The organism is Neobacillus sp. OS1-2 (genome assembly GCF_030915505.1).
Classification (GTDB): Bacteria; Bacillota; Bacilli; order Bacillales; family Cytobacillaceae; genus Neobacillus.
This window is the reverse complement of sequence record NZ_CP133265.1, coordinates 3,200,676-3,212,985: the sequence shown is the minus strand read 5'-3', so window position 1 is coordinate 3,212,985 and position 12,310 is coordinate 3,200,676. Positions and strand designations below refer to the sequence as shown.

Annotated in this window: 18 protein-coding genes; 9 read left to right on the top strand and 9 right to left on the bottom strand. The window is 36.9% G+C overall.

Going from position 1 to position 12,310, the window contains the following annotated elements; genetic code table 11:
• Nucleotides 1–28 precede the first annotated feature (28 nt).
• Nucleotides 29–595 (bottom strand): DUF4352 domain-containing protein, encoded by a 567-nt coding sequence (locus RCG19_RS15875; protein WP_308111009.1) that lies wholly within the window; start codon nucleotides 593–595, stop codon nucleotides 29–31.
• 259 nt (nucleotides 596–854) lie between these two features.
• Here RCG19_RS15875 and RCG19_RS15870 point away from each other — a divergent pair, with 259 nt between their 5' ends.
• The 4 genes from RCG19_RS15870 (at nucleotide 855) to RCG19_RS15855 (ending at nucleotide 4,305) form a co-directional block, all read left to right on the top strand.
• Nucleotides 855–1,370: an ImmA/IrrE family metallo-endopeptidase gene (locus tag RCG19_RS15870; RefSeq protein WP_308107916.1), complete on the top strand. Its 516-nt coding sequence runs from the start codon at nucleotides 855–857 to the stop codon at nucleotides 1,368–1,370.
• 55 nt (nucleotides 1,371–1,425) lie between these two features.
• Entirely contained in the window at nucleotides 1,426–2,847 is a 1,422-nt protein-coding gene (locus tag RCG19_RS15865) for a recombinase family protein (RefSeq protein ID WP_308107915.1), read from the top strand.
• 31 nt (nucleotides 2,848–2,878) lie between these two features.
• Nucleotides 2,879–3,007, top strand: a complete 129-nt coding sequence (locus RCG19_RS15860) for a hypothetical protein (RefSeq protein ID WP_308111065.1) — start codon at nucleotides 2,879–2,881, stop codon at nucleotides 3,005–3,007.
• Between the two features lie 122 nt (nucleotides 3,008–3,129).
• On the top strand, nucleotides 3,130–4,305 hold the full coding sequence (locus RCG19_RS15855) for a M20 family metallopeptidase (RefSeq protein ID WP_308107914.1): 1,176 nt from the start codon (nucleotides 3,130–3,132) through the stop codon (nucleotides 4,303–4,305).
• Between the two features lie 22 nt (nucleotides 4,306–4,327).
• On the opposite strand, the gene RCG19_RS15850 is transcribed toward RCG19_RS15855, so the two are convergent.
• The 3 genes from RCG19_RS15850 to RCG19_RS15840 form a co-directional block, all read right to left on the bottom strand.
• Complete coding sequence (locus RCG19_RS15850; RefSeq protein WP_308107913.1) at nucleotides 4,328–5,050, bottom strand: EcsC family protein; 723 nt, start codon at nucleotides 5,048–5,050, stop codon at nucleotides 4,328–4,330.
• A 104-nt stretch (nucleotides 5,051–5,154) separates the two neighbouring features.
• On the bottom strand, nucleotides 5,155–6,366 hold the full coding sequence (locus tag RCG19_RS15845) for an ABC transporter permease (RefSeq protein ID WP_308107911.1): 1,212 nt from the start codon (nucleotides 6,364–6,366) through the stop codon (nucleotides 5,155–5,157).
• Nucleotides 6,359–7,099, bottom strand: a complete 741-nt coding sequence (locus RCG19_RS15840) for an ABC transporter ATP-binding protein (RefSeq protein ID WP_166241648.1) — start codon at nucleotides 7,097–7,099, stop codon at nucleotides 6,359–6,361. Before RCG19_RS15840 ends, RCG19_RS15845 begins: the two co-directional genes overlap by 8 nt.
• 593 nt (nucleotides 7,100–7,692) lie before the next feature.
• On the opposite strand from RCG19_RS15840, the gene RCG19_RS15835 reads away from it, so the two are divergent.
• Nucleotides 7,693–8,112 (top strand): HIT family protein, encoded by a 420-nt coding sequence (locus RCG19_RS15835; RefSeq protein WP_166241650.1) that lies wholly within the window; start codon nucleotides 7,693–7,695, stop codon nucleotides 8,110–8,112.
• Between the two features lie 146 nt (nucleotides 8,113–8,258).
• On the top strand, nucleotides 8,259–8,786 hold the full coding sequence (locus RCG19_RS15830) for a tryptophan transporter (RefSeq protein ID WP_166241652.1): 528 nt from the start codon (nucleotides 8,259–8,261) through the stop codon (nucleotides 8,784–8,786).
• Between the two features lie 67 nt (nucleotides 8,787–8,853).
• Here the strand turns inward: RCG19_RS15830 and RCG19_RS15825 are convergent, their stop codons facing one another.
• Entirely contained in the window at nucleotides 8,854–9,045 is a 192-nt protein-coding gene (locus tag RCG19_RS15825) for a membrane protein YhzF (RefSeq protein ID WP_166241654.1), read from the bottom strand.
• A 258-nt stretch (nucleotides 9,046–9,303) separates the two neighbouring features.
• Between RCG19_RS15825 and RCG19_RS15820 the strand changes: the two genes are divergently transcribed.
• Nucleotides 9,304–9,879, top strand: coding sequence for an HTH-type transcriptional regulator Hpr (locus tag RCG19_RS15820; protein WP_166241656.1), 576 nt, complete (start codon nucleotides 9,304–9,306; stop codon nucleotides 9,877–9,879).
• Between the two features lie 8 nt (nucleotides 9,880–9,887).
• Here RCG19_RS15820 and RCG19_RS15815 read toward each other — a convergent pair whose 3' ends face one another.
• Nucleotides 9,888–10,226 carry a DUF1878 family protein gene (locus RCG19_RS15815; protein ID WP_308107910.1) on the bottom strand — a complete coding sequence of 113 codons (339 nt, stop codon included), beginning with the start codon at nucleotides 10,224–10,226 and terminating at the stop codon, nucleotides 9,888–9,890.
• Nucleotides 10,227–10,429: 203 nt separating this feature from the next.
• On the opposite strand from RCG19_RS15815, the gene RCG19_RS15810 reads away from it, so the two are divergent.
• Entirely contained in the window at nucleotides 10,430–10,609 is a 180-nt protein-coding gene (locus RCG19_RS15810) for a hypothetical protein (RefSeq protein ID WP_007084261.1), read from the top strand.
• Between the two features lie 108 nt (nucleotides 10,610–10,717).
• On the opposite strand, the gene RCG19_RS15805 is transcribed toward RCG19_RS15810, so the two are convergent.
• Nucleotides 10,718–10,810 carry a YjcZ family sporulation protein gene (locus tag RCG19_RS15805; RefSeq protein WP_149869219.1) on the bottom strand — a complete coding sequence of 31 codons (93 nt, stop codon included), beginning with the start codon at nucleotides 10,808–10,810 and terminating at the stop codon, nucleotides 10,718–10,720.
• A gap of 36 nt (nucleotides 10,811–10,846) precedes the next feature.
• Nucleotides 10,847–10,936 carry a YjcZ family sporulation protein gene (locus RCG19_RS15800; RefSeq protein WP_166241660.1) on the bottom strand — a complete coding sequence of 30 codons (90 nt, stop codon included), beginning with the start codon at nucleotides 10,934–10,936 and terminating at the stop codon, nucleotides 10,847–10,849.
• A gap of 214 nt (nucleotides 10,937–11,150) precedes the next feature.
• Here RCG19_RS15800 and RCG19_RS15795 point away from each other — a divergent pair, with 214 nt between their 5' ends.
• Entirely contained in the window at nucleotides 11,151–12,026 is an 876-nt protein-coding gene (locus RCG19_RS15795; RefSeq protein WP_308107909.1) for a peptidylprolyl isomerase, read from the top strand.
• Between the two features lie 41 nt (nucleotides 12,027–12,067).
• Here the strand turns inward: RCG19_RS15795 and RCG19_RS15790 are convergent, their stop codons facing one another.
• A complete protein-coding gene (locus tag RCG19_RS15790; protein ID WP_166241664.1) occupies nucleotides 12,068–12,256 on the bottom strand; it encodes a sporulation YhaL family protein in 189 nt (62 codons plus the stop codon).
• Between the last annotated feature and the right edge of the window lie 54 nt (nucleotides 12,257–12,310).

Here is a 12,310-nt window from a genome sequence, read left to right as displayed (position 1 = left end):
CTTAGATTAGTTCAGGTGCCTTTTACTGTTATTCAACTTTTAGTGTAATCTCTTTACCCATCATTCCGCCACGAGCTTTTAAAACAAATCCTTTTGCGTCGGCAGGAACATCAAAAATAATCTTTCCTGTTTGAGTTAAACCAGGATTTAACGATTGTAAGAAGAAATTACTATTTCCTTCATTCTCACCAACATCAAATGCAATTTGCCCATCTGAAGAATAGGAAAATTCTCTTCCTTGATCATCCACAAGTTTAAAACTATTCCCGTCAATTGTAATCGCATCTTTTTGATTATTTGTTAAAGATACTTCTACAACTTTATATATTCCTTGAGCTTTTTGTTTTGTATATTCATTTCCTACTTCTGGTTTTGCTTCAACCGCACCAACTTTAATAGTTACATCAGAAGAAACTCCTTCATTCGATAATGGTTTTTCTTCTTTCGTAGCCGATTTCGTTTCTCCACTTTTTGTAGTTGTGCTTGGAGCAGTGCTCGCAGTAGTGGATGAATCATCTTCTCCACCCGATGTTGCCGCAACAATAATAATAATTAAAACTACAAACCCGATAATTCCCTTCATGAAAAATCCCATTTTCAATTTCTGTCCACAATGAGGACATTTCTTTGCGGATTTTGAAACCTCATTTTGACATGCTTTGCATGGTTTTAATTTTGACATTCTTTATTTCCCCCTATTATATGTAATAATCACCAGGAGAATTATACTATATATTGGTATTATTTTGTCGCCTTTGCAGAATTTGTCGAAAACTATATTGAATCGTCCATAAATTGGACATTGGAAACAAGAACAAATGTTTGTATAATTAGGTCGAAAGGTGGGACTTTTGGTGGAATTATACAAAACAACAGCGTTAGAAGATTGGATAACAGCTTTTTATAGACGATTAAAAATTCAACATCCTCACCAAATAGATGAAAATCGTATTGCTCGTATTTATGGAATCACCATTAATCGGTGGGAATTACCATCAAAGTATTTGGTTAATGGACGTTTTCGAGGAATTTATATCGATATTCGAAAACCTAAGAATAAGCAGCGTGAAATATTTTTTCACGAGTTTTGTCACATACTTCGTCACAGTGGTTGTCAAACGATGATGCCAGCTGCATTTCGGGAGTTGCAAGAATGGGACGCCAGGCATTTCACTTTGTACGCTGTCATTCCGGCCCATATGCTTAAATTTATAGATTTAAACGATGAATACGTCATCGACCAAATGGTAAGTCTTTTTAAAGTGACTCCAGAATTGTGTGAGGAACGTCTGGAACAGATCAAAAACAGAAGATTGTCCTATGGTTATGTAGCTGAAAATCAGAATAAATATAGAATTTCCAACTATTAACATACAATAATATAAGATAATCAATATATCATTAATTGTGAAAGGGGTGGATATAATGAGAGCTGTGGACTATGATCGTGTATCAACGGATGAACAATTTAAACATGGGTATAGTATTGATTCTCAAAAAGAGTCAAATAAGAAGTTTATAGAGTCACAGAGTTGGACCCATACCGACACTTATGTCGATGATGCCAGCGCCAAAAATTTAAACAGGGATGATATGCAACGTTTAATAAGCGATGCGAAACAACGTAAATTTGATGTTGTTGTTTTTTATAAGCTTGATAGACTTGTCCGTTCTGTTAGCGACCTGGATAAGCTACTAAAAATATTTGATGCAAACAATATCGGCATTCGCTCTGTGACAGAGCCATTTGACACGACAACAGCCATGGGAAGGTTTCTTATCACGCTAGTCGCTGCCATCGCACAATGGGAACGTGAGACGATTTCAGAGCGTGTAAGTGTTAATATGGAAAAGAAAGCAAGAATGGGAAAATGGCCAGGTGGTCAACCGCCATACGGATATAAGGTTGTTGATAAAGAACTAGCAATAGATCCAGAGCAAGGAAATGTCGTAAAAAAGATTTTCGATATGTTAAAGAGTTATGGCTTTTATACCGTCGCTAGGAATCTCACCAATTTTAGATATCATACAATAAACGGCGAACCATGGCATGTTGACACGGTAAGAGGCATCGCAAATAACCCCGTCTATGCTGGGTATTTAAGATATAACAAAAATCGTAAGGACTCCAAGAAGCCTCCACGAGAACAAAAGCTTTATGAAGGTATACAGCCAAGAATCATACCCCAGAGCGAATTTTGGGAGCTGCAGGATATATTAGATAAGAGGCGAGGTACTGGAGGGAAACGGGAAACCAGTAATTATTATTTTTCGTCCATTTTAAAGTGCGCCAGGTGCGGACATTCTATGTCTGGTCATAAAAGTGCTGGTAGAAAGACTTATAGATGTTCCGGGAAAAAAGCTGGTAAGAAATGTACTAGTCATATTATCTTAGAAGAAAATTTACTTAAGACTGTATTAATCGAACTTGATGAACTTTTCAATGCTGTTAAAGGAAAGACAGAGGTTACAGATGTTTCCCAAATTAAAATAACACAATTAGATCAAGAACTTAAATCTATTCAAAAGTTGATAAAAAAGCAAAAGGCCATGTTTGAAGCAGATATAATTGAAATTGATGAACTAATCGAAAAGACAGAGTCTCTCCGTGAAAGTGAAAAAAAACTCATGTCCGAGTTAAAAAAATACAAACGAAGTGGTCCATCCAGAACAGAGGAAATACATTACATCTCTGAGAATTTTGAATCATTATGGGAGTATGCTGATGACTTTGAACGGAAGCAGTTAATTACTACTTTGTTTACTCAAATTGTTATCGATACAAAAGAAGAATATAAAAGAGGAACAGGTGCCTCCCGAGAAATCATAATAGTATCTGTAAAATAAGTAAATGTCTCTTGTCGGTAGAGGGACACTCGTGCCATGGGCTTTAATTCCAGCTGCAGCCATTTGTAATGTTGATCCATTCGAACTAGCTCGGCGCAACCTTCTTCCTGTATTTATAGGGCTTATCGTGACGACAATTGCTGCTATATTTTTAATTTAACGAAAGGCCGACTTATGTCGGCCACATTCATTTCCCGAGTTAAATAAAATACAAAACACCACAAAGATGTTAAAATAGTTTGAAAATAGACTCTTTTTCAAACCACTCTGGAGGGATTACATATGTTAAACAAGCTATATACGAAATTAGAAAATAGTTATGACGAAATGGTCTCCATCCGCCGCTACATGCACCAACATCCGGAATTATCATTTCAGGAATACAATACAGCTAGGTTTATTCAAACCTATTATGAAAAACATGCTATTGAAGTTAAAGGGAATATAGGCGGAAATGGGGTAGTGGCAAAAGTTTACGGAAAAAAGCCTGGAAAAACAGTTGCATTACGGGCAGACTTCGATGCGTTGCCGATTCAGGACGAAAAGGATGTCCCTTACAAATCACTTGTACCCGGAGTCATGCATGCCTGTGGACATGATGGTCATACCGCGACACTTCTTGTCCTTGCGAGAGCCTTAAATGAACTTCGTGACGAGCTTGAAGGGACCTATGTCTTTATACATCAGCATGCAGAGGAATATGCTCCCGGGGGTGCGGCACCAATGATTAAGGATGGCTGTTTAGACGGTGTCGATGTGATTTTTGGTACGCATTTGTGGGCAAGTGAACCAACAGGCACCATCCAATACCGGACAGGACCCATCATGGCGGCAGCAGATCGTTTCGAAATTGAAATTCAAGGTAAGGGTGGTCATGGGGCACAACCGCATAAAACAAAGGATGCCATCGTGACCGCATCACAACTCGTGTTGAATCTACAGCAAATCGTCAGCCGTAAGGTAAATCCAGTTGAATCTGCAGTTGTCACTGTCGCTTCTTTTACAGCTGAAAATGCCTTCAATGTCATTGCAGACAAAGCAAAATTAATAGGAACAGTCAGGACATTTAATGAAGAGGTAAGACAATTCATTGAAGGTGAAATAGAACGAATCGTTCACGGTACCTGCTACACATCTGACAGTAAATATAAGTATGATTTTGTCAGAGGTTATCCTGCAGTGGTCAACCATGAAAAGGAAACAGAATTTATCATTAGCTGTGCACAGGATATTGCTGAGGTGAATATTATCGAAGAAACCGAGCTGCAAATGGGCGGAGAAGACTTTGGCTATTATTTACAAAAAGTTCCGGGCACCTTCTTCTACACGGGAGCAAAACCGGTTTCCAATGATGAAGGGTATCCACATCATCACCCTAAATTTGATATTGATGAAAAAGCCATGCTCATTGCCGCTAAAACATTGGGTACAGCAGCTATAAGAGTCCATAAGGAATAATGATAAAAAATCCCCTGTCTCATTAGAGTTCAGGGGATTTTTGCAGTATTCGTAAGCGGTAGGCATTCATCACCGTTTCACCTAAATGTTTCAGAAGATTATTATTAGCATAAGCACCCACAAATGCCCCAATGCCCGGTACAAGCTGAAATAGTTTGGCAAGGTCAATATAATCGCGATATTCCTGCTGAAACTGACGCCAATCCATTTCCACAAGAACCTGCTTGCGGATTTCCCAATTTTCAATTTCCGATAAGGTATGCTTACGGATTTCATCACTAGAAAAAGCCAATTGAAAGACATGGAGAATAAATAATCTTTCTTCATATTTCCTCGTATCAAATCCATAAACAGAAGCTGCTTCAAACAGGAATTTCATCTTAATCGTTAAGAGCAGCGGAAAATCGGCTAGACCAAGCAAAATACCGCCCGCCCCCGTTCCCGCTCCTTCAATCACAGCGGTCTTCTGATACGCAGCTATTTTTTTTCGTGCCAATTCGTCTCTCTCTGCAAGGGTTAGCCCTTGGGCCTGGTCCTTATTCGTTGTCACTTTCGAACCAAGTAACGTAGCTTTCACCATCGCTTTGATGCTCTCTGTCATGACTTCATGGACTTTTTCCGGAATCCATTCGTTTATTTTCCCTTGGGCTTTTTTAGATATTCGGTTCATCATTCCTGAACGCCTGGTTAATTTTCGTTTCCATTCATCCACTTCATCAAAAACCATTAATTCATATTCGTTCAAAATGACCAACCCCCTTTACATATTAGCTTATGCTTACATACGATAAAAACCGCCCAGTAGTTTCAAAAAAAAAACCCCTTCATCTTAAAGGGGAAATTCATAGATCAGGCTTTTAAACGATTTTTTCCATAAAAGAAAATAAAAAGATAGTTAAAGGCAAGACCAGCTAGTAATGCAAGCAGTGAAATCATTATTTCTCCTTTAACCAGAATAAATAAGGCAAAAATAATGGCTTGGACCGTTAGGATGACCATTAACAAAAAATGGAACGAGGCTGTCTTAAATTTAGGCGCAACCGGATAAATATCAATCCAGAGTTTATTTTGATGATGATTCCATAACGGCAGCAATTGAAATCCGGTTAAATATAAAAACAAGACACCAAGTAATATCTGGCCGAATCCAAACGAAATAAAATAGATGGCAAGCGCGCCAATCACTGTTAAACGGATAAATAAACCCAGATAATCAGAAGAACGCAAAAATGTTCGCGAAAATAAAAATAAATAAGTTTTTTCCTGTGAGAACGGAATTTTACTGATAAACAAATCAAGCCATTTTCTACGTTTTACCGTATCCTTCAGTTTTGGCACATCCGTAAACATGTTAGCTAAACGATAAAAAGATGCCATCCTTTTCTCTTCCTGGTTAATTAATTGGTCCCATTTTAAGCCCATTTTTCTTGTTCGAACCAAAAAGCTGTAATAATAAAACCCCATAATGAATGCCATAACCAAAAGAATAACCAGGTTGGCCTGTTTAAATAAAAGATAGGAAAATGCGACATTTAGAAAGTAGCGTACAACCATATCCCATCTATGTACAGATACCTCGACATAATAATGAATTTTCCACGAAACAGCTAAATTCCAGACTTTAGCAATGAGTAATACGGATAAGAACGGAATAAATGAGTGAAAACCACTTTCGCTTACATGGGCATACATCGGCATCAGGACCGCTAAAACCATTAATAGAATATAGCCTTGAAAAACAAAACTGGCGACCCCGGATCGAATAAAATACCCTTTTAATTTCTCCTCAAGCGGAAGTAAAAATACATTATCGGCTTCGAGTAAAAAGTTGTAAACCGGGCTATAAGTAATGAAAAAGCCCATGATAACAGCTAATATGATTTCAGCAGGAAATGCAGTTGAAAGGGTTTCAAGCCATTTTTGATAATAAAAGGCTCCTGTTCCAATCAAAAATAACAGGACAATAACAAGATGTCCATTGAAAATATAGCGTAAATATCTTCCTATATCCTTCATCCGACCGCCAGCACGGTCCCTCCAAAGTTTCTTCTCATCAAACATAATTTTCTTCCTTCGTCAATTGAATATACAAATCGTCTAAAGAGGCCGTTGGCATTGAGAACTGCTGCCTTAATTCACTAAGTGTTCCTTTAGCACGGACCTTCCCTTCATGTAAAATGATAAAACGGTCACAATATTTTTCGGCCGTTGTGAGAATATGGGTTGACATTAAGATTCCCGCACCATTTTCTTTCATCTTTTTCATTAAATCAAGCAATGATTGAATACCAAGCGGATCGAGTCCAACAAATGGTTCATCAACGATATAAAGCGATGGCTGTACGAGAAACGCACACATGATCATCACCTTTTGTTTCATCCCTTTGGAGAAATGAGCTGGAAACCATTTTAACCGTTTTTCCATTCGAAATTCCGATAACAGCGGATTAATACGCTGTTTATAGGTGGACTCGTCCAGCCCATAGGCCATGGCCGTCAATTTTAAATGCTCATCCAACGTTAATTCTTCATATAAGACTGGTGTTTCAGGTACAAAGGTAAACATGCGGCGATAGGCTTCTTTATTTTCTGTAAACGATTTTCCATTAATTTTGACGGTACCGCGATGTGGTTCCATTAATCCGATAATATGTTTAATGGTCGTACTTTTCCCGGCTCCATTCAAGCCAATAAGTCCCACTAATTCCTTTTCACGAACCTCAAAGGAAACATCTTTTAAAACAGGGTTTCTTGTATAGCCTCCGACTAGGTTTTCAATTGTTAATAAAGACATTGCAAACGTCCTTCCGTAGCATGATTATGGTTTACATTTTAACAAATTCCTTTCAATAAAAATAGGAATTCAATTTTTCTTACACTTTTTTGTATATTTCTTTCCTAACGGGTTATCATAATATTCGAAGGGGAAACAACTGACGAAGATGAAGAAATTCATCAAACCTTGAAATGAGGTGTCTGTCAAAGACATTTTCCATTCAAACAAGTTAGCTTTCAGGTCGTTTCAGATAAGGGGATGGTTGTTTTGTACACAGTGCATGCAAACCATTTAGAGTTCAACACCAACTGTTTATCTTAAAAAAATAAACGGCAAATGAGGTGTTTACCGCAGATCACTACCCGTTTTTAAAGGTTAGGAAAACCAATAAAAACACAAATAGGGGATGGTCAGCTTGAACAAAGATGTCTCTTTATAAAAACACTCTATGAAAAATGAGGTGTTTATCAAAGAACACTCCTAAATGAACGTCAAAATTGAAGCAATTCCCCTTCGGGAAGGCGGGATTCCATGCGAATCCTGCCTTTTTCTTTTGTATTACCATTCATTATGGTAAAATAAGACAAACATTAAAAGGAGTTGTCATTGAAATGAGCGATTGTATCTTTTGTAAAATTGTTAATGGTGAAATTCCTGCTGCAAAGGTTTTTGAAAATGAGCATGTGGTAGCGTTTATGGATATCAGTCAAGTGACAAAAGGCCACACCCTGGTGATCCCTAAAATACATAAAGAGAATATTTACGAATTGACTCCAGAAATCGCAAGAAACATATATGAAGTGGTCCCCTCTATTGCTACTGCCCTAAAAAAGGAATTTGAGCCTGCTGCAATGAATACCATCAATAATAATGGTGAACTTGCCGGTCAGACTGTTTTTCACTTCCATGTCCATTTGATTCCGCGTTATGGCAAAGGGGATGGCCTGGGTGTAGTTTGGAAAAGCAATCAAAGCGATTATACACCTCAATTATTACAAGAAATGGCCGTGAACATTAAAAAGCAGCTTTAACCCATCTCCAGAGCACAATTTTCTGAAAATTATATCTTTATTAATATTATCGTAATATGTTATAATGAATCTAAGTTTTTCGCTGCAGGCAATGAGTGTACTGCAGGAGGAACAAATAGCTTAGAATAGCAGAGGAGAGATGAGAAATGAATACAAAAAATCTAGTCATTTTAGCACTTTTAGCGGGGATTGGAGTCGTATTGCATACGATAATGCCAAGTTTTCTTGGAATAAAGCCGGATATGATGTTGGCCATGATGTTTTTAGGCATTTTACTCGTTCCTGAAGTAAAGAGCGTCATGCTTATGGGGATTGTAACTGGTATCTTGTCGGCATTAACAACAAGTTTTCCCAGCGGCCAAATCCCAAATATTATCGATAAGATTGTTACTTCGTTAATCTTTTTCGGTTTGTTCTTGGTCTTTAGGAAAGTTATGAAGCCGATTGTTTGTGCAGCAATCTTATCAGCTGTTGGTACATTAGTATCAGGAACTGTATTTTTAGGCTCAGCTCTTTTATTATTCAGCTTACCAGGACCATTCGCAGCATTATTTTCAGTAGGTGTTTTACCGGCAATCGCACTAAATACTGTTATTATGATTATTTTGTATCCAGTGGCTCAATCTATTTTTAAACGAACTAAATTGTCATCAGCTTCCGTCATCCAAAAATAATGTACGGGGCTCTCTTTTAAGAAAAGAACCCCTGGGGGTTCTTTTCTTAAATTACATACGGGGGTTTCTATGAAATTATTGAAAGCAATAAAGCAACTAGGAGGAAAATACCGCCAACACCAGCCAAAGCTGCTGCTCTTTTCTTTATTATCTGTTTTGGCGGATACACACCGGGTCTTTTTAAATCAAATAAATATTTAGATGATCCCAGAAAAAGAATAGCACTTACGATAAATAACGTTACAGCTACACTCTTCATCTTATTTTGTCCTCCTACTCATTCGAACAATGGTTGTAACTATTTATATGTTTTATCATTCATTCATATGAACAAGGCCACCTTTAAGCAGGACAATTATGTGAAAACTATTTAGAAAAAATTTTTTAAATGGAATTTTTTAAAAATTCAATATAAATTTTACGTAATTTCTAAAAATTTTGTTAATTACATCTTTATTAATTTTTATTTTATTGGCATAATGATAATAGAGAAATATAAAAGTAGGTGAAATTGGGGATGACTGAGAAACAATATTCAATGAAAGAAGCAATGATCTTTAGTCAGAGAATAACGCAATTAAGTAAAGCGTTATGGAAGTCGATTGAAAAAGACTGGCAGCAATGGATTAAGCCTTATGATTTAAATATTAATGAACATCACATTCTTTGGATCGCCTATCATTTAAATGGCGCTTCCATCTCCGATGTGGCAAAATTCGGGGTAATGCATGTATCAACAGCTTTTAACTTTTCGAAAAAGTTAGAAGAACGAGGTTTGTTGAAATTCTCTAAAAAGGAAAACGACAAACGTAATACGTATATTCAACTCACTGACACTGGTGAAGATATCTTACTCCGATCAATGGAAACGTATGAACCAACTAGTAATGCCGCCTTTTCTGGTGCGTTACCGCTGCGGGAATTGTATGGAAAATTTCCGGATATCATTGAAATAATGGCGATTATTCGCAACATTTATGGTGAAGATTTTATGGAGATCTTTGAACGTTCTTTTCACAATATCGAAAGTGAATTCATCGAAGAAAATGGTTTACTAAAAAAAGCAAAAAAGACAGAACAAGAATTAGCGTAAAACCTCCATTATAAATATTTTTCGAACTCGTGAAAAAGCGGTTCGTATAAATTTTGGAGCAGGCATGCTTTTATTACCTCTTCCATTTTCAGGTTAGCTGGTAATGAGGCTAATAATCGTTCAAAAAGCGGATGAAAGTATACATACCCTTCCGCTTTTTGTTCTTCAAATTTCATGCTCAATTCGTCACATAAAGCTAAGAACTTTTCTGTTTCCTGTTCGGTTATACTATTTTCAATAACAAGCTTATAAAATTCTTGCTTTGGATTGTGTAGCAATTTTACAAGCAGTTTCTGGTGGTATTCAAGAAGCTGGATCCTTTGCCACAATAATTTATGTTCATTCATAACCATAGCCCTCTTTCCGAACCTTTACATTTTCCCTTTAACATTATTCACCTTTTTGAGAGTTGGGTAAACCTCTTTTACTATTTTGAATTTATTACTGACGATAAAAAGTCTAACAGTCTTCCATTCTTTATGACTATCTTTTTTGTCCGATTTTTGGTATTGTATAAATCATAACACGAACAACAGGGAGGGAATCAATGATGATCTCCGTTTTTATTGTCTTCGCTATTTTTATTTTGTTTTATGTAAATAAAATGACCAATTCACTTTGCATTCAAAAGGAAATACCAGAAGAAAACCAGCATAAGGTCTTTCGTACCATTAATGTTCTGATTACCATCTTACTTATTTCATCATACCTGGAAATTTTATATACATAATCCGCCTGTGAAAATAATACGAATGGTTAGGATTAATCAATAGGAAATTAACTAAAAAAAGCGAAGCGATGAGGAAGTTCTCATCGCTTTAAGTTTTACACTATTTTCTTAATAGACCCATGAAGCCCCAATGATAATTAACAGGATGAAAAGGACTACGATTAAGGCAAATCCTCCTCCGTATGCTGCACCACCAGACATATATATTACCTCCTTTCATAAATGGGAATTTCCTCTTTAATAAACGAAAGCAGCCCCTACAATAATCAATAGGATGAAAAGGACTACAATTAGAGCAAATCCAGCTCCATATCCTCCGGCACTCATTGAAATACCTCCTTTTTCATTTGCTAAGATATACTATTCATGATGTATTCATTTCGTTTAGGCACTTAGCTAATTTTTATAGGAAAGTCCCACGCCCTTCTTGATATTTTTCTACCGCGCCTAGCTTTTATTTTTGCAGCGGTTCCAATTTATGTTATAGTAAGGAATGTGGACAAAAAGCCCATAAGAATTTACTGTTTAGGAGAGATACAGCATGAAAAAATGGATATTAGCCCTTTCATTAGCTGGTGGGGTTCTTGTATTAGGTGCATGTAATCAAAGTGGTTCTGAAACTGTGGTAGAGAGCAAGGCTGGGAATGTAACGCAGGAAGAGTTGTACAAATCGATGAAGGATAAAATCGGTGATCAAGCCCTTCAGCAGCTGGTATATGAAAAAGTTCTATCTAAAAAATACAAAGTATCGGATAAAGAACTGAATGATAAAATCAACCAGTTAAAATCAGATCTTGGTGCAAATTTCGAAACAACTCTTGCACAATATGGTTATAAAAACGAAGACGATTTAAAGAAAACAATGAAGCTTGGAATGATGCAGGAAAAAGCAGCATTGAAAGACGTAAAAGCAACTGACAAAGAAATGAAGGAATACTATGATAGCTATACGCCAGATATCAAAGCTCGTCATATCCTTGTTAAAGACGAAGCAACTGCAAATGAAGTAAAGAAAAAACTTGATGAAGGCGCAAAATTTGAAGATGTTGCAAAAGAATTCTCAACAGATACCGCTTCTGCTCAAAATGGCGGCGATCTAGGTACCATCAATAATGCCAATAAAGCTCAATATGATGCTGACTTTGTTAAAGCTGCCTTTGCTCTTAAGGCAAATGAAATAAGCGCACCAGTCAAAACACAATTCGGTTATCATATTATCCAAGTAACAGAGAAACAAGAGAAGAAGCCTTACGAAGATATGAAAAAGGATATTGAATATCAAGTAAAATCATCTAAATTAAAAACCGAAGACATCAACAAAGCAATGGAACGTGAACTTAAAGCAGCCAACGTAAAAGTTAGCGATAAAGATTTAAAAGACGCGCTTAAGCCACAAGCAGCTGCTCCACAACAATAAAAAGGGAAAGCGGAAGCGTCATGTAAGGCGCTTCCGCTTTTCTATTCTCCTGTTGCATTTAGTTCTTCACGCATCTCTTTTTCCCGTTCTAGTCGCGAAATATAGATTTCTCCCTCACGCTCGATATTTTCCATTTCTAACTGCCGTTCTTCCCTGCCTGTTTTGATTGCCATTAGGGCACTAATCACAATTCCAACCACGACTGCATAAACCCAAATAGGTATAGTCAACTTCTCATGCTCCCTTCTCTAGTGGTTGTCCACTTTGTATTACAACTTATTCGG